This is a genomic window from Bacillus sp. T-10(2022) (assembly GCF_056502895.1).
The window spans coordinates 5,533,579-5,549,771 of the sequence record NZ_CP113518.1 but is presented as its reverse complement, the minus strand read 5'-3'; the positions used below and the strand labels follow the sequence as shown (position 1 = coordinate 5,549,771).

General features: G+C 41.3%; 16 protein-coding genes and 1 pseudogene. 9 read left to right on the top strand and 8 right to left on the bottom strand.

Translation table 11 applies throughout. The annotated features are described in order from the left end of the window. The first annotated feature begins 83 nt into the window (after positions 1-83). The 3 genes from OSJ91_RS27480 (at position 84) to OSJ91_RS27470 (ending at position 3,255) form a co-directional block, all read left to right on the top strand. Positions 84-1,268 carry a NupC/NupG family nucleoside CNT transporter gene (locus OSJ91_RS27480; protein ID WP_063595574.1) on the top strand — a complete coding sequence of 395 codons (1,185 nt, stop codon included), beginning with the start codon at positions 84-86 and terminating at the stop codon, positions 1,266-1,268. 150 nt (positions 1,269-1,418) lie between these two features. Further along, the gene (msrB, locus tag OSJ91_RS27475; protein ID WP_413020079.1) at positions 1,419-2,378 is read left to right on the top strand and encodes a peptide-methionine (R)-S-oxide reductase MsrB; all 960 of its coding nucleotides are present in this window, start codon (positions 1,419-1,421) and stop codon (positions 2,376-2,378) included. Between the two features lie 22 nt (positions 2,379-2,400). Next, the gene (locus tag OSJ91_RS27470; RefSeq protein ID WP_350300770.1) at positions 2,401-3,255 is read left to right on the top strand and encodes an STAS domain-containing protein; all 855 of its coding nucleotides are present in this window, start codon (positions 2,401-2,403) and stop codon (positions 3,253-3,255) included. A 64-nt stretch (positions 3,256-3,319) separates the two neighbouring features. On the opposite strand, the gene OSJ91_RS27465 is transcribed toward OSJ91_RS27470, so the two are convergent. The 4 genes from OSJ91_RS27465 to OSJ91_RS27450 all read right to left on the bottom strand — a co-directional run bounded on the left by OSJ91_RS27465 (position 3,320) and on the right by OSJ91_RS27450 (position 7,495). After that, positions 3,320-4,972, bottom strand: coding sequence for a glutamine--tRNA ligase/YqeY domain fusion protein (locus OSJ91_RS27465; RefSeq protein ID WP_485890789.1), 1,653 nt, complete (start codon positions 4,970-4,972; stop codon positions 3,320-3,322). Positions 4,973-5,271: 299 nt separating this feature from the next. After that, positions 5,272-6,012: an amino acid ABC transporter ATP-binding protein gene (locus tag OSJ91_RS27460; RefSeq protein ID WP_054398510.1), complete on the bottom strand. Its 741-nt coding sequence runs from the start codon at positions 6,010-6,012 to the stop codon at positions 5,272-5,274. An 11-nt stretch (positions 6,013-6,023) separates the two neighbouring features. Beyond that, positions 6,024-6,689 carry an amino acid ABC transporter permease gene (locus OSJ91_RS27455; protein WP_264639941.1) on the bottom strand — a complete coding sequence of 222 codons (666 nt, stop codon included), beginning with the start codon at positions 6,687-6,689 and terminating at the stop codon, positions 6,024-6,026. 26 nt (positions 6,690-6,715) lie between these two features. Next, on the bottom strand, positions 6,716-7,495 hold the full coding sequence (locus tag OSJ91_RS27450) for a transporter substrate-binding domain-containing protein (protein WP_127777595.1): 780 nt from the start codon (positions 7,493-7,495) through the stop codon (positions 6,716-6,718). A 574-nt stretch (positions 7,496-8,069) separates the two neighbouring features. Here OSJ91_RS27450 and OSJ91_RS27445 point away from each other — a divergent pair. The 3 genes from OSJ91_RS27445 (at position 8,070) to purU (ending at position 9,725) form a co-directional block, all read left to right on the top strand. Further along, positions 8,070-8,264 carry a DUF2599 domain-containing protein gene (locus OSJ91_RS27445; protein ID WP_485890788.1) on the top strand — a complete coding sequence of 65 codons (195 nt, stop codon included), beginning with the start codon at positions 8,070-8,072 and terminating at the stop codon, positions 8,262-8,264. Between the two features lie 46 nt (positions 8,265-8,310). Next, positions 8,311-8,640: a hypothetical protein gene (locus OSJ91_RS27440; RefSeq protein ID WP_485890787.1), complete on the top strand. Its 330-nt coding sequence runs from the start codon at positions 8,311-8,313 to the stop codon at positions 8,638-8,640. A 185-nt stretch (positions 8,641-8,825) separates the two neighbouring features. Continuing rightward, positions 8,826-9,725, top strand: coding sequence for a formyltetrahydrofolate deformylase (gene purU / locus OSJ91_RS27435; protein WP_053537426.1), 900 nt, complete (start codon positions 8,826-8,828; stop codon positions 9,723-9,725). Between the two features lie 383 nt (positions 9,726-10,108). Here purU and OSJ91_RS27430 read toward each other — a convergent pair whose 3' ends face one another. The 3 genes from OSJ91_RS27430 to OSJ91_RS27420 form a co-directional block, all read right to left on the bottom strand. Beyond that, positions 10,109-10,768 carry an SIMPL domain-containing protein gene (locus OSJ91_RS27430; protein WP_485890786.1) on the bottom strand — a complete coding sequence of 220 codons (660 nt, stop codon included), beginning with the start codon at positions 10,766-10,768 and terminating at the stop codon, positions 10,109-10,111. A 137-nt stretch (positions 10,769-10,905) separates the two neighbouring features. Continuing rightward, the gene (locus tag OSJ91_RS27425) at positions 10,906-11,100 is read right to left on the bottom strand and encodes a YwbE family protein (RefSeq protein ID WP_034316239.1); all 195 of its coding nucleotides are present in this window, start codon (positions 11,098-11,100) and stop codon (positions 10,906-10,908) included. 113 nt (positions 11,101-11,213) lie between these two features. After that, on the bottom strand, positions 11,214-12,734 hold the full coding sequence (locus OSJ91_RS27420; RefSeq protein WP_350300765.1) for an FAD-dependent oxidoreductase: 1,521 nt from the start codon (positions 12,732-12,734) through the stop codon (positions 11,214-11,216). Positions 12,735-13,099: 365 nt separating this feature from the next. Here OSJ91_RS27420 and OSJ91_RS27415 point away from each other — a divergent pair. Next, positions 13,100-13,412, top strand: a pseudogene (locus OSJ91_RS27415) (ParM/StbA family protein); the annotation flags it as partial. Positions 13,413-13,503: 91 nt separating this feature from the next. Here the strand turns inward: OSJ91_RS27415 and OSJ91_RS27410 are convergent. After that, the gene (locus tag OSJ91_RS27410; protein ID WP_350300764.1) at positions 13,504-13,752 is read right to left on the bottom strand and encodes an FAD-dependent oxidoreductase; all 249 of its coding nucleotides are present in this window, start codon (positions 13,750-13,752) and stop codon (positions 13,504-13,506) included. Between the two features lie 408 nt (positions 13,753-14,160). On the opposite strand from OSJ91_RS27410, the gene OSJ91_RS27405 reads away from it, so the two are divergent. After that, positions 14,161-15,354 carry a ParM/StbA family protein gene (locus tag OSJ91_RS27405; protein ID WP_048680510.1) on the top strand — a complete coding sequence of 398 codons (1,194 nt, stop codon included), beginning with the start codon at positions 14,161-14,163 and terminating at the stop codon, positions 15,352-15,354. Between the two features lie 8 nt (positions 15,355-15,362). Beyond that, positions 15,363-15,905, top strand: a complete 543-nt coding sequence (locus OSJ91_RS27400) for a hypothetical protein (protein WP_350300763.1) — start codon at positions 15,363-15,365, stop codon at positions 15,903-15,905. Positions 15,906-16,193: the final 288 nt, after the last annotated feature.

Here is a 16,193-nt window from a genome sequence, read left to right as displayed (position 1 = left end):
AGAAAACGTTTGCATAAATTTTTTGAGGGTAACCTACTATTAATGCACGAACATTAAATTCACCCTTAGTGGAGGCAGAATATATGAAATTTCTGATTGCAATTTTAGGACTGGTTATTGTTTTTGGACTAGCTTTATTAGCCAGCAGTGACCGGAAGAAAGTTAAAATTAAACCGATCATCCTCATGCTGGTCATTCAGCTTATTTTAACTTATTTATTATTAAATACGAAGTTTGGTTTAGTGATCATCAATTCGATTGCCGATGGTTTCGGAAAACTTTTAGAATGGGCAAATGAAGGGATCACCTTTGTATTTGGCGGGATTGTAAACGAAGGAGCGTCGCCCTTCTTTTTAAATGTCCTTCTTCCAATCGTATTCATCTCAGCATTAATCGGGATATTACAGCACTTCAAGATCCTCCCGTTCATCATGAAGTGGATTGGATTCCTTCTAAGTAAGGTGAATGGGATGGGTAAATTGGAATCTTACAATGCTGTCGCATCAGCAATAGTGGGCCAATCCGAAGTTTTCATAACCTTGAAAAAACAACTCGGTGCCATTCCGCCATCTCGCATGTATACGCTTTGTGCATCAGCCATGTCAACTGTATCGATGTCGATCGTTGGCGCTTATATGACGATGATTGAACCAAAGTACGTTGTGACTGCAATTGTTATTAACATGTTTGGTGGATTTATCATCGCATCCATTATCAATCCTTATACCGTAACGGATGAAGAGGATATTCTCCCTGTTGAAGAAGGGGCAGAGAAGCAGTCTTTCTTCGAAATGCTTGGGGAATATATCATGGATGGGTTTAAGGTTGCTATCACTGTAGCAGCGATGTTAATTGGTTTCGTTGCTTTAATCGCAGGGATCAACAGCGTATTCGACATGATCTTCGGCATCAGCTTCCAAGACATCATGGGATATATCTTTGCACCGTTTGCCTTTATCATGGGTATACCGATTTCAGAAACCGTGACTGCTGGAGGAATCATGGCAACGAAACTGGTAACTAATGAATTCGTTGCCATGCTGAGCTTAGGGGACGCATCAGCTGCCTTGAGCGAAAGGACGATAGGGATCGTTTCGGTTTTCTTGGTTTCATTCGCCAATTTCTCATCAATTGGAATCATTGCCGGTGCAGTCAAAGGACTTCATGAAAAACAGGGTAATGTTGTAGCACGTTTCGGCTTGAAGCTGCTTTACGGTGCGACTCTTGTCAGCATCCTATCAGCGATCATTGTAAGTGTGATACTTTAAATAACGGTTCTAACACAAAAAAGGCACTTGGGTTTACTCCTAAGTGCCTCTTTTATATTTGTTACGCAAAGGTAGAATTTTGAATTTGAAGGTGTTTGGCTTGCTGGTATATAATACATAAAATGACAGGTGTGAAAGGGGAGTTTTAGGATGACGATGGATGGAAAAGAAACGGCTATCTTTGCAGGAGGCTGCTTTTGGTGCATGGTTGCTCCCTTTGATGAAAGTGATGGTATCATTTCAGTGACATCAGGTTATACAGGCGGTAAATTTGCCGCTCCTAGTTATAAACAAGTGATTACCGGTGCGACCGATCATGTTGAAGCGGTTCAAGTGGTATTCGATCCATCAATCATTTCCTATAAAACTTTATTAGAGATATTCTGGCAGCAAATCGATCCTACGGATGACGATGGACAGTTCTCGGATAGGGGAAAGCAATACAAGGCTGCCATTTTCTATCTTAATGAACGTCAGAAACAGGAGGCAGAACAATCGAAGGAAGATTTAATGATGAGCGGGCGGTTTAAGAAACCTATTGTTACGGGTATTCTACCCTCGGGGGAATTTTACGCCGCTGAGGAATATCATCAAGAATTCTATCGGAAAAATCAATTTCGCTATGCATTGTATCGTAAAGGCTCAGGACGGGATGCTTTCATTAAAGAAAATTGGCCTAAGGATAATGCACACCTTAGAAAGACCTTAACGGAGAATCAGTTTCATGTCACCCAGGAAAATGGCACGGAGCCGCCTTTCGATAATGCCTATTGGGATCACTTTGAAGAAGGCATTTATGTGGATGTTGTTTCTGGGGAGCCCCTATTCAGTTCGCGGGATAAATATGATAGCGGCTGTGGGTGGCCAAGCTTCACGAAGCCCATCATGTCGGCAAGTGTCAATGAAAAAATGGATCTCAGCCACCGAATGACCCGGACCGAGGTGCGCAGCAGGGATGCCGATTCACACCTTGGACATGTTTTTCCTGATGGCCCAAGTCCTAAAGGCATGAGATATTGCATAAACTCTGCGGCCCTTCGATTCATTCCTAGAAATGAAATGGAGAAAGCGGGATATGGAGATTTATTAATACTATTTAAAATGAAATAACTAGTGAGATAGGGGAACACAAATGGATAAAATAGATGAAAGATTATATCGATATATCCTTGATAACTCATCCAAGATTACGGAAAACTGGCTGGCTTTAAGGGAAAAGCAGTCTGGATCCATCTATTCAATAGATTCTAATGAGGAAATCGAAAAGCTGCTTAGGGAACAGAATACATTGACGATCAAGACAGTGACCAGTGCTTTACTTGAAGATAAAACTGCTTTTATTGAAACGATGGAGCAGTGGGCCACACTTGTCGCGAAGAGCAGGGTTGAATCGGACACCCCCATTTACGAAGTGTTGGAAGCGCTTAATAAGGTTCGCGAAACATATTGGGCCTTCATCACTGATTATATGCTAAAGGATACTGGGATAACGAAGGATACAATCATCCGGTGGAGCCGGATTATTAATCGTGCCTTCGATCAATTGAACCGTGAGTTCACTGAGCAGTATTACCTTTTGACAAAAGAACGACTCCTTGCTCAACAGGAGCTGATTAATGAACTGGGCGCACCTGTCATTCCTATTGTTGATGCCATTGCGGTTTTGCCGTTAATCGGTGAAATCGATACCTATCGGGCAAAGGAAATTTTGAATGGGACTCCAAGCAAATGCATTAGCAAAAATATCACACACTTATTCATCGATTTATCGGGAGTATCCCTTTTGGATACGATGGTTGCCCAACAGATCTATCAATTGATAAGTACCCTGAACCTGTTAGGCATTCAATCGACCATTTCCGGGATTCGTCCTGAAGTGGCCCAGACATCGATTCAGTTAGGTCTTGATTTTAGTCAGGTTTCGACACATAGTACTCTTAAACAGGCCCTTTCCAAGCAAGGGATCAAACTTTACGAGAAAAAATGATATAAAGGTGCAGAAAATGAAAAAGAACCAGATCCCGCTAGGAATCTGGTTCTTTTTCGTGATTCTATAACTTGAATGAACTTTTCAACCCGACAATTTGGTTGAAGACCAAGTGATCGGCCGCAGTGAGTTTTGAATCAACATTATAATAGCCATGCCTGAAGAATTGGAATTTATCCTGAGGCTTAACATCTTTCATGTTAGGCTCGACAAATCCTTGTAAAATTTCTATAGAATCAGGGTTTACCCGGTCCAGGAATGATTTTTCTTCCTCTTCATCATTTTCCTTATCCAGGATTAAAGGCTGATAGTTGCGGAATTCCGCTGAAACGGCTTGTGAAGCTTCGACCCAGTGCAATGTACCTTTTACTTTACGGCCAGTGAAGCCAGATCCGCTTTTCGTTTCAATGTCGTATGTGCAGCGAAGTTCAATGACGTTACCGGCATCATCTTTTATCACTTCTTCACATTTAATGAAATAAGCATGTTTCAAACGAACTTCATTGCCCGGGAAAAGTCGGAAATACTTTTTCGGCGGGTTCTCCATGAAATCGTCCTGTTCGATATATATTTCACGTGAAAACGGGATTTGGCGTGTGCCCATTTCCGGAACTTCCGGATTGACCTCGGCATCCAGCCATTCTATCTCGCCTTCCGGATAGTTGGTGATGACCACTTTAAGCGGGTTCAGGATTGCCATAGTCCGTGGAGCCTTGAGCTTTAAGTCTTCCCGCACGAAATGATCAAGCATTTGAGAGTCCACGACACCGCTTGTTTTTGCGACACCTATCTCTTGGCAGAATGCACGAATCGCTTCGGGTGTATACCCGCGTCTCCGCAAGCCTGAAACAGTAGGCATCCGCGGGTCGTCCCAGCCGTCCACGAAGCCCTCATCGACAAGCTGCTTCAGTTTTCGCTTGCTCATTACTGTATTGGTCAGGTTAAGACGGCCAAATTCATATTGTTTTGGTTTGCTTTCCATTTCACAATTCTCAACGATCCAGTCATAAAGAGGGCGTTGATCTTCGAACTCAAGCGTACAAATGGAGTGTGTGACTCCCTCGATGGCATCTTCAATTGGGTGGGCAAAGGCATACATTGGGTAGATGCACCATTTGTTGCCGGTATTATGGTGTTCAGTATGGGAGATACGGTATATGACGGGATCACGCAAATTAATGTTAGGTGAGCTCATATCGATTTTTGCACGCAAGACTTTTGTGCCGTTTTCGAATTCGCCGCTGCGCATCTTTTCAAATAGTTCAAGATTTTCCTCGACGGTTCTATTGCGGTAGGGGCTATCCTTCCCTGGCTCAGTCAGCGTTCCGCGATATTCACGGATTTGGTCGGCATTAAGGTCGTCCACATATGCCAGTCCTTTATTGATGAGCAGCACAGCTCTTTTATACATTTCATCAAAATAGTCGGAAGCGAAGAAAAGGTTATCCCAGTCGTAACCGAGCCACTTTACATCTTCCTTAATGGAATTGACAAACTCAATATCCTCTTTCAATGGATTCGTATCATCGAAACGAAGGTTAGTTTTCCCATTGAAATCATCAGCCACCCCAAAATTCAAAATGATTGATTTGGCATGTCCGATATGTAAATATCCGTTCGGCTCAGGAGGGAAGCGGGTGATGACATGATCATGTTTTCCGGACTCTAGATCATCTTTTATAATATTTTTAATAAAATTCGAAGAGTTATTTTCCAACTGAATTCGACCTCTTTCATTTATATACTTCTTTTAATTTTACTTGTATATATACCATAAATACAGATATTTTTCCATGTTCGAGCCGGAATAAGGGTTTATATGAAACAATTCATCAAGTATTTAGTTTGTACAATCAGAGCCGAAATATCCCTGAAACTTTAATCATGGAATTTAGGGAACTACCTAACTGGATATTAAAGAAACCAATAAATCGTTTTTCATTTAAAAAAAGCAATACAGTAATTCACGCCTGTATTGCTTTTAATCTCGCTGGCAGACAGATTTTAGAATTAAAATCAAAAGACTGTCGTTTGCAAAAATTCTTTTGTACGCTCTTCTTTTGGATTGGTGAAGAATTCTTTTGGCGGTCCGCTTTCGACAACCCTCCCATTATGCATGAAGACAATCCAATCCCCGACTTCACGTGCAAAACTCATTTCATGTGTAACGACTACCATTGTCATCCCTTCCAAGGCAAGTTCCTTCATCGTGGCAAGAACTTCCCCGACAAGTTCGGGATCCAGAGCCGAGGTGGGCTCATCAAAGAGCAGGATATCAGGTTTCATGGCAAGGGCGCGGGCTATGGCAACACGCTGTTTCTGCCCGCCTGAGAGCTTGCTTGGATAGACATCCGCTTTATCTGATAAACCGACTTTGGCAAGCAATGCCTTTGCTTCTTCAATCGCTTGGGCCTTAGGGATCTTTTTGACGTGTGTCGGTGCTTCGATGACATTTTCCAGTACGGTCATATGAGGAAAGAGGTAGAAATGCTGAAATACCATTCCGACTTTCTCTCGAATTTTATTAATATCATGGGTACCTGGATTGATTTCCGTTCCTTCTATGAGGATTTGGCCGCTGTCTTTCTTCTCTAAATAATTCAAACAGCGGAGCAGGGTGCTTTTTCCGGAACCACTCGGTCCGATCAAACAGACAACATCGCTATCGAGTACCTTCATATCAATATCTTTAAGTACATGCAGGTTTCCATACGATTTATTTAAATTCCTTATCCGAATCATTTCTTTTTGTTCCATTTCAATTCCCCCTATCGATCACTGATGGACAGTTTCTTTTCGAATAAATTGACGATAATGGTCAGGAAAGCCACTAGAATCAAGTAGTAGACCGCTACAATCAATAAATAAGTCATTTCATCGAAATTATTCGAGCCTAACGTAGTCGCCACATTAAACAGCTCATTCATGGATATGAAGGCTGCCAGTGATGAATCCTTGAGCCCGATGATGAATTGGTTGCCAAGCGGCGGCAATGCGCGTCGGAAGGCTTGAGGCAAGATGATTCTCCTTAAGGTGAGCGAATTGCTCATGCCAAGGGAGCGTCCGGCCTCCATTTGGCCTTTGTCGATGGATTGGATCGTACCACGTAAAATCTCTGAGATATAAGCTCCATTATGGAAGGCCAGGGCAAGTGACGCCGCCCAGAAGTCCGGCAGTAAGAAGAGATTGCTGATACCGAAATAGAGTATGAATATCTGTACGATTAAAGGTGTTCCACGTACCAGGAATACATATGTATCTGAAATCCATGCAAGAATTTTTATATTGGATATTTTTAAAAGTGCAAATAGCAAACCGATGAGGATACCTACCAATATGGAGACTACCGTCAGTTCCAATGTGAGGAGCATGGCTCGGATGAATACGTCCGAGGAGCTAAATAATGTATCAAAAAAATGTGAAAAACTAGGCAATGTAATGACTCCCTTTCTATCAATCTTTATTCAGGCTTAGTTGTGATGTCCTCACCAAAGTATTTTTTGCTGATTTCCGCAAGAGTTCCATCTTCCCGGAGGTTTTCAAGTGCTTCGTTGATGCGTGCAAGCAGCTGAGGGTTGTCGTTAGGCAGTACGATGGCCTGCTCGCTTCGTTCAATCAATTGCCTTCCTTCGATGTCGAAACCTTCCTTGGTCGCTTCCTTGCCGGTTACGAAGTCGGTGATGACGGCATCATGACGTCCTCCGCTCAATGCTTTCAGGGCGGTGATATCACTGTCATAGGTTTTTACATTGGTTGTATATTTTTCTGCTGTGGTTGCGTACGTAGAGCCTTTAGAAGCCGCAACTTCCTTACCCTTTAAATCTTCAACCGTTTTAATATCACTATCCGAACGGACAAAAATTTGAGGACCTGAGTAGTAATAAGGGGTCGAGAAGGCAACATGTTTACTTCGTTGTTCATTGATTGTATGACTGGCAACCGCGGCATCTGCCCGACCGGTTTTAACACCTTCCACGATACCTTTGAACTTTATCCGTTTAGGCACTGGTTCTAGGTCGAGTTCCTTTGCAATTGCATCGCCGACTTCAATATCGAACCCGGTTACGGTCATGTCATCATTGACATAACTGAATGGCTTGAATTCACCTGAGGCAGCGAAAACAAACTGGTCCTCATTGATCAGCTTACTCCCGTCCTCCAGCTGGTCCTTTTCAGCACAGCCGGACAGAAGACCAAGAACAGCCAGAATGGATACAATGAATGTAACTGATGATTTCATGATAATTTCATTTCCCCCTTTGAAAAAAAACTAATAGAATGGTCTATACCCTTATGAAGCAGTGAATAACCTTATTAACTATGGAAAATAAAACTGAAATAAAAAAGGTTGTCCAGATCATGCCGACATTTCATACAAGAATCCCCCTTCACTATGCATTTCATAAAGGTTCTCGGCCTTTGCCTTCATTTCCTTTAAATTCACCAGTTATTTATTGGAAGAATGATAGTGCCTATTAATAGAGGATGAGAACTAATGGTATCTTTTCATCCTCAGATCTAGGCCACTTCTATTTCAAAAAAAAAAGTCGACCGTGATCAGGCCGACTTTTCCGCGAGTAAAACCTACGAAATATGAATAGAGGATAGCTTTATTCAAAGGAAACTCCATTTGAATTTGCAATTGTTACTAAAGTACAACTAGTGACTCTTGAAATAAAAGACCCTCAGTTCATATCATCACTTTCTCCTTATTTACTCAAAAATGAAACCCATTGTTCCAAAGTAGGAATGTATAACAAGTTCCTTTTATATACGATTAAATTATTACAATTCAATCTTCATTAATAAAAGATATGTGGGCTGAATTAAAAGCTGATGCTTCATTTAAATCCCATGTATCAAGTTCAAAAGAAGGAAGAATTAAAGATCAATTCATTTGTCATGCTGTAAATCCATTAACAATTTACAAGTCACCTTGGAACTTAGAACCTTGGCGTCCAGATTTATCGCTATCATCAACTTATTTCAATAGATGCAATGCAACGTAATGGTGTTTACAACAAGTATAAATTTTAAGTAAGAGGATGAATTCACATGTTTGATAGTACCAATCAAGCAATATATGAGCCAGATTATATTTCTCTACTGTTACTGCTTTTAGGAATTGTTTATGTGATCTACTTCGGATTAACTATCGTTAAAATCAAATTAGATACATTAGCTATAAGTACCCTTGCTATTTCCCTTCTTACTTATTTACTAGTGGGATTTTATATGGCAGGCTTTGGCTTTTATATTGATGAGGAAACCCCGAACAACCTAGTATTTGAGAAATACGGATTCCCGGATTTAATTTTATTGGCGTTCCCTTATATCTTTTTATCTCTAGCGGCAAGTCTAGGTGAAAAAAAACGAAATAAATAATAAAATAAAAAAGCATCTCTAAACTGAGACACCTCGTTTCAATATTAGTCATTTTTGCGATTACTGCCCCCCTGTTAAAGTAGGGGGGTCTTTGCATTCAATCCCGAATTGATTGACTGACTTTAATTTTGGCCATGAGTTGAAGTATAATATAGCAAAATAGAAGAAGGGCAGTTGGGAAAATGGTGAGCAACTTTGTGCAAGAGCAGTTACAGGAATTTCGCGAAAGAAATCAAGATAGAGGCCGTTTAATTATAAAATGTCCTGACCAGCCGGGAATTGTTTCGACAGTTACGGCTTTTCTTAAAGAATATGATGCAAATATTGTTGAATTGAGTCAGTATTCGATGAATCCTGAGGGCGGTACCTTTTTCACCAGGATCGAGTTCGATTGTCCAGGATTGAATGACAAGGCAGCGGATATGCAACTGGCATTCCAGGAAGTTTCGACAGCATTCTCGATGCAATGGACATTTAATCATGTGAGTGATCTGAAGAGGACGGCCATCTTCGTTTCGAAGGAACCCCATTGCCTTCTGGAATTGCTATGGGAGTGGCAAAGCGGAGATTTATTGGCTGACATTGCGCTAGTCATCAGCAATCATGAAGATACGAGGGAAATTGTCGAATCGATGGGCATCCCGTTTTATTACATTCCTGCCAATAAGGATATACGTAAGGAAGTGGAGACTAAACAGCTTGGACTTCTGGAAGAATTCAAAGTGGACCTTATTGTTTTAGCCAGGTATATGCAGATATTGACGCCGGATTTCGTAGCGGCCCATCCGAACAGGATCATCAATATCCATCATTCATTTTTACCTGCCTTCATTGGAGCCCGGCCTTATGAACGAGCTTATGACAGAGGTGTTAAGCTGATTGGGGCGACTTCCCATTATGTGACGAATGATTTGGATGAAGGTCCAATCATCGAGCAGGATATCGAACGGGTGGACCATCGTGATTCTGCCGGGGATATGAAGAAAATCGGTCGTTCAGCTGAACGCAGGGTGCTGGCACGTGCCGTTAAATGGCATTTGGAGGACCGCGTCATTGTTCATGAAAATAAAACGGTAGTCTTTTAAAATGAAAAACCCCCCTTTGAATGCCGAGGGGGGTTCCGTTTGCGACAAAAGGAGGTTCGGATTGCTCCCATCCTAGAACCATGATTTTAGTACAATACTGAATTATCAGTCATGTTTTTTTACTTGATTATAGGAATGATACCCTTACTAGATTGAAGAAATTTGCGACACTCCTGCTGAATAACTGGCTAGCCGAGACCCCGGAGACGCTTGCCGGCGAGGAGGCTTGGCAGACAGTCGGCGGAAAGGGAGCGGATTTCTGAAATCAGCTGGAACTTTTTTAAACGAATTGAAATTAAACTAGTTCTTCTCTAATTTGTCTACAGTCTGAACCCCCCTTTGGGTTGCCAAGGGGGGTTTTTAGGATGGAATTTAGTGAGTTGCTAGTACGTGTACTCGACCCTTACTGAGGCAGTGATGTTCAATTCACCAGGCTGAATCGGAGTAGTCGCCATTTTTGAAAAGGTACTTGTTTGGTAAATCATGGGGGTTGCCGTTTCGGATAGCTCTTCAACCTGATTAGGGACTGGGTTCAATGAGATTCCTAGCGTTCGAGCCATGGAGAGTGCTTTTTCATATGCATTTTTTAAAGCGAGAGAAAGTGCCTGGTTATAGTATGCTTCTGGATTGGATAAAGAGAAGCGGATGCTGGTGATTGAATTGGCGCCGCTTTTGACGGCCGTGTCGATTATGCTGCCTATTTTCTCGATGTCGGACGTTTGGGCTTGTATGATGTGCTGGACTTTGTAGTTCTTGAACAATTCCTTTCCGTCAATATAATCATATTGTGGATCGATTCTGTAATCACTCGTTTTCAATTGCTCTTCGGGAATGCCTGCGGATTTAAGTGATGCGATGACATTTGCGATTGCTTGGGAATTGGCTTGCTGGGCCTTTTGCGGGTCCTCATCCTCTGTTATGACTCCAAGGGTGATCGTAGCTTGATCCGGAGCAGCAGATAGCGTCTCTGAGCCGGAAACTTTCAATATATGTTCATCGTTGCGGTAATAATCCCTATCGGGGGCATTGTATTCTTGATTCATTTTGACACCAGCCTTTTTAAGAGGTAATCTCACCCCTATTGTACGAATTATGAATGGAAAACATGATTGAAATATTCCCTTTGTCATTAATTCATCGAACAATCACAAAAAAACACTCGGCCTTGACCGAGTGCACATTACTTATGAATGACTTGAACCCTGCCCACCTGGCCATCAGTCAATCTTACTTTAATTCCATGAGGGTGAGTGCTGGAGTTGGTTAAAATATCCTTTACAGTGCCGCTTGTCAGTTTTCCGGTGCGTTGATCTGCTTTAAGTACAATGTCCACAGAGGCACCTGGGGTAATATCTTTCCGGTTTTTACCGTTCATGTTCAATTCAATCCTTTTTCACAGTTATTTGCAACCATTCAATCATGCAGTAACTTCAGTATAAGGAAAACGGCGGGCCCAGTCGACTATTAGATAAAATCACAAATTGGCACTTAGCGAATTTTCTTCAATGGTTCGACAGCAGGGCCATTTAACACTTCACCAGCGATAGAGTAGCGGGAGCCGTGACATGGGCAATCCCAAGTACGGTCGCCGCTATTCCAGGCAACTTCACACCCCATATGTGTACAGGTGGAATCAACAATATGGAGCTGGCCATCATGATCACGATAACACCCAGCTTTGTCCCCATTCACCTTCACGATTGCTCCTTCATCAATTCCTATGTCTTCCGGCGTTTTATGATTGAAGGCCAATTTGCCTTTGATGAGATGCTTCGCCACATCAGCATTATCTTGGAGAATATTCTTCACACCTTTTAAACGGGCAGGATCATACAATTCCGCATACCGGTTATCTCTTTGCAAAATCCGGTCAGTTAAAATCCTGGCGGCAATCGATCCGTTCGTCATTCCCCATTTCGCATAGCCGGTTGCTATCAGGACGTTTTGATGATTGGGTGTCACCGGCCCGACGAAGGGGATATTATCCGGTGTCACAATATCCTGTGCCGACCAGCGGTAGGGAATGTCTTTCACATCGAAATACTGGGAACTGAATTCCTTCAGAGCTTCATAATGCTCGATCGTCGAGATTCCCTGTCCTGTTTTATGGCCATCTCCGCCAACAAGTATAAGTTTTTCCCCATTGTCCAACTCCGTATAGCGAAGGGAGCGGGTAGGGCTGTCGGCACTGTAATACATCCCACCGGGATATTCCTGTTCAGTCCTGATTCCAAGTACATAGGATCTTTTTACATGAACACGGGCAAAGTATAAGCCCATTTCATCATTAAAGGGGAAGTGGGAAGCAACAATGACCTGATTGCTTTTGATTGTATGTCCCGTATCCGTCAGAACGGTCGGTGGATCGCCGTCTTCAATCTTCATTGCCGTGGTCCGTTCATAAATGGTGCCTCCGCTTTCGAGAATTGTCGAAATGAGGGCAGTTAAGTATTTTAACGGGTGAAACTGTGCTTGGTCTTTCATTATCACAGCAGCTTTACAAGGAATGGAGAAAGGGATATTCTCCGCATAATCCCCCCGAATGCCGAGTTTTTGATAGGCTTTCAATTCATTTTGAATTTTGCTTTTATATTCCTCAGTATTTGCGTACACATAGGCATCCTGTGCAGTCAAATTACATTCTATGGAATGTTCTTCTACCAAGTCTTTGATAAGCTTCATTCCATCTGTATTGGCTTCATAATAAAGTTTGGCATTCTCTTCACCATGGTCAGTGATCAGCTGGTCGTAAATCAGGCCATGCTGGGCCGTGATTTTTGCTGTAGTGTGTCCTGTCGTTCCAGTAAGGATTTCGCCTGCTTCAATCAGAGTGACTTTAACACCTTGTTTAGCTAGTAGATACGCAGATGTGATTCCGGTAATTCCGCCGCCCACTATTAAGACATCAGTGGTTATGTCTGTATCTAGTTTAGAAAAAGAAGGGAAAGTTAACTCACTGCGCCAATAGGGTTCCGGAAATCGGGGAAGATCTGTATTTTTTTCAGTCATTTTAATACCTCCATACAGTTCATTAGTTGAATTGTCCATTTATTACCATACCCAAATCCGCTATTTATACGCTTATTTTTGTAAGAAGAAAGGTTAAAAAAATACATTATTTGGTTTGTTTACAATTATGTATACATGTAAACAAAAATAGATGTTTTGTACACAAATATGTATATATGTTTACAAACCCGTACACATGGCTGTATATAAGGTGTATACATGTTTGTTCCTAATGTATACAAAAATGAATACAATTCGACAAATGAAAATAAAGCTACAGCTTATGAAGCATCGACTAATATAGAAATCTCTTCTATCGGGAGTGCTCCACCTAATTTTTTCTATGAAAAAGGGGATGTTTTTAGATGAGTTCTAGAATCGCAGCAGTAGACGTAGGAAATGATGCAATTAAAACTATTTTTGGAAAGCTAGAGCCTAAAACTATATATACCAAATGTCATTGCAAAATACATGAAGATCGGCCAGTCATAGGAATCGAAGAACTCGATGTAAAAAACCTTGGAAGGGATACATATTAGAGTCCATTCACCAGCCTTGCAAGACAATAATGCCATTTATCGTGTCGGAAATTTAGCGACAAAAAGTGATAACCCAACAGAACTAGATTTGGGGAGCAGTAAATCAGAGGAGGACCAAACATTAGTATTTGCGTATACATAAGCATCTTGTACATTCAATAGAATGTTCTTCTATCAATCCTTTGATAGCTCCGTTCCTTCAGTGTTGGCCTCATAAAGTATAGTCTGGCCTATTCCTCACTGTGATCAGTAATAAATTGGTCGTAAATCAAGCCGTGCTGGACCGTGATTTTTACGGTTGTGTGGCCTGTTGTTCCATTAAGGGTCTCATCTGCCTCAATGAATGTGGCTTTCACACCTTGCTTGGCTAATAGATAAGCTGAAGTGATACCCGTAATTCCGCCACCAACAATTAAGACATCAGTTGTTATATCTGTTTCTAGCTTAGAAAACGAAGGAAGGATAAAGTGCTGCGCCAATATGGCTACGGATATTGAGGAAGTTCTTTATTTTTTCAGTGATTTTAATATCTTCATACGTTTCATTAGTGGTTTGTCCAATTTATTACCATGACCAAATTCTCCTTTTTTACGCTTTCTTTTATATGAATAAGATTATTAAAAGTTAGTTTTTTGTTTGTTTGCAATATTGTATACATGTAAACGAAAATAGTTGGTTTGTACACAAAAAAAGTAAACATGTTTACAAACAAGTACACATGGCTATATATAACGTGTGTACATATTTGTTCCTAATGTGTACACAAATGAATACAATTCGACAAATAAAGCTACAACTTATGAAGCATTGACTAATATAGAAACCTTTTCTATGCTTAATAGAGTGCTCCACCTAAATTTTTTTTATGAAAAAGGGGATGTTTTTAGATGAGTTCTAGAATCGCAGCAATAGATGTAGGAAATGATGCAATTAAAGCTATTTTTGGAAAGCTAGAGTCTGAACTATATATACCAAATGTCATTGCAAAAGACATTGAAGATCGTCCGGTCATAGGAATCGAAGAACTCGATGAAAAAAACCCATTGGAAGGGTTACATATTAGAGTCCATTCACCAGCCTTGCAAGACAATAATGCCATTTATCGTGTCGGAAATTTAGCGACAAAAAGTGATAACCCAACAGAACTAGATTTGGGGAGCAGTAAATCAGAGGAAGACCAAACATTAGTAATGCTTTTTGCGGCTATTGCATTGGATGCTGCCAAGCAAGGGAATAATGATAAGTTCAAAAAAGTAAATAACGTTGTCGAAGCGAATTATACGCTGGGCACAGGTCTACCTCTTCGGGAAGTTAAGGAAGGGAAAGATGTTGGGTACCGTTCGAAGCTACTGGGATCCGTTCACCAAGTAGAATTTTTAATTACACCTAAATACCAAGGTATTAAGGTTAATATCAAATTTGATGAAGTGAAAGTCTATCCAGAGGGCTTCGCCGCATACATTAATTTAGTCATGGACAATGATCTGAATATCATTAACCGTGAATTGATAGATAGAAGAATTCTCATTCAAGATATTGGCGGACTATCGACAGATATCGCGGTCATTAAAAACCGTAAAGTTGACGATGATAAGGCGCAAGGATTCAATCTAGGAGTAGCTGAGGCTCTTGAATCTATTCGTGAAGAAATCAGAAAAAAACACGGTGTCGAGCTGGATAGCAGACGAGATGTCGTTGAAATCATCACGAAGAAAAACGATCGTAACCATATTATGGTTCGCGGAAGCCGGACAAGCGTCCATGATATCGTCGACCGGATTTTAGGAGAACTTGCGAAAAAGCAATATCGCCATCTGCGCAACGTATGGCAGAAAAACTCGCAAACGGAAATCTGCTATTTTGTTGGCGGAGGTTCGATTGTCTTGAAAGATTACCTGAAAACGCTCAATCAGAATTTTGATGGCTACAATATAGACTTTTTTGAAGATGAACGGGAAAGCGTTTGGATGATGGCCAACGCCTATTATAAATTGATTTCGGATTTTAATCGCCGGAATTCAAAGGAACAGCAGCAATCCCACCAAAAGAAGAAAGAACAAAGATCAGGTGCTGTTAAATAGGTGAGAGAATGAAAAAAACAGCTTCTTCTGAAATCAAAAGAGGACAAGCCATCACTTTTCGTATCCCTTCAGATGTATCAGATTATACGTTAAGGCAGCTGCAGAAATTGAAGGAAACGGAAAGAAGGAATTTTTCCAGTAAAATTGCCGAGTATGTTCTCGATGGAATCGGACAATCGACCCATCAGGAACGGGAAATGATTGCCTTGCCCATGCCGAACAAGCTTAGCAAATCTCAGCGTGACTGGCTCAAGCATTCCCACTCAGAAGCTATGCTTGGAACGATTATGTACCATCTTTTATCCGATCCTTTACGCGCAACAGCCTTGCTAGCCTCATTAAACAGCAATGTAATTAATGAGGAGATTTATTTGCAGGATGAGCCCGAAGAACAGGATAATGAAGTGGTGCAGGCAGAAATATCTAAGAAAGATTTGGATGACTTTGATTGGAGTTTGGAAAAAACCACGCAACAAGTGGAGGAACCAGAACCTGAAGAGGAAAATCTTGATGATCTTCTTGGTGATTTTCTCGATCAAATGAACCAGTGAGTGAACATATAGGAGGATATCTGACTACAAGTTGGATATCCTCCTTTTTCTTTGCGGGGGTTATAAAGAATGACACATAAAAAAGAGTATATCAAGCTGCAGCCTTTCCCGGCCAACATCGGGGAAAGGCTTTTTCTTTCGAATGAGAGATTACCCCCCTTGTAATCGCCGGACACATTCCTTCTCTTTTCAATAGTGGCGCAAGGAGGTTTGTTTTCCCATCACAATCCGGTTTACCCCTGAGCTATTGAAGGTTTTTTGTATGGGAAAATTGGCCGTACGTTTAAG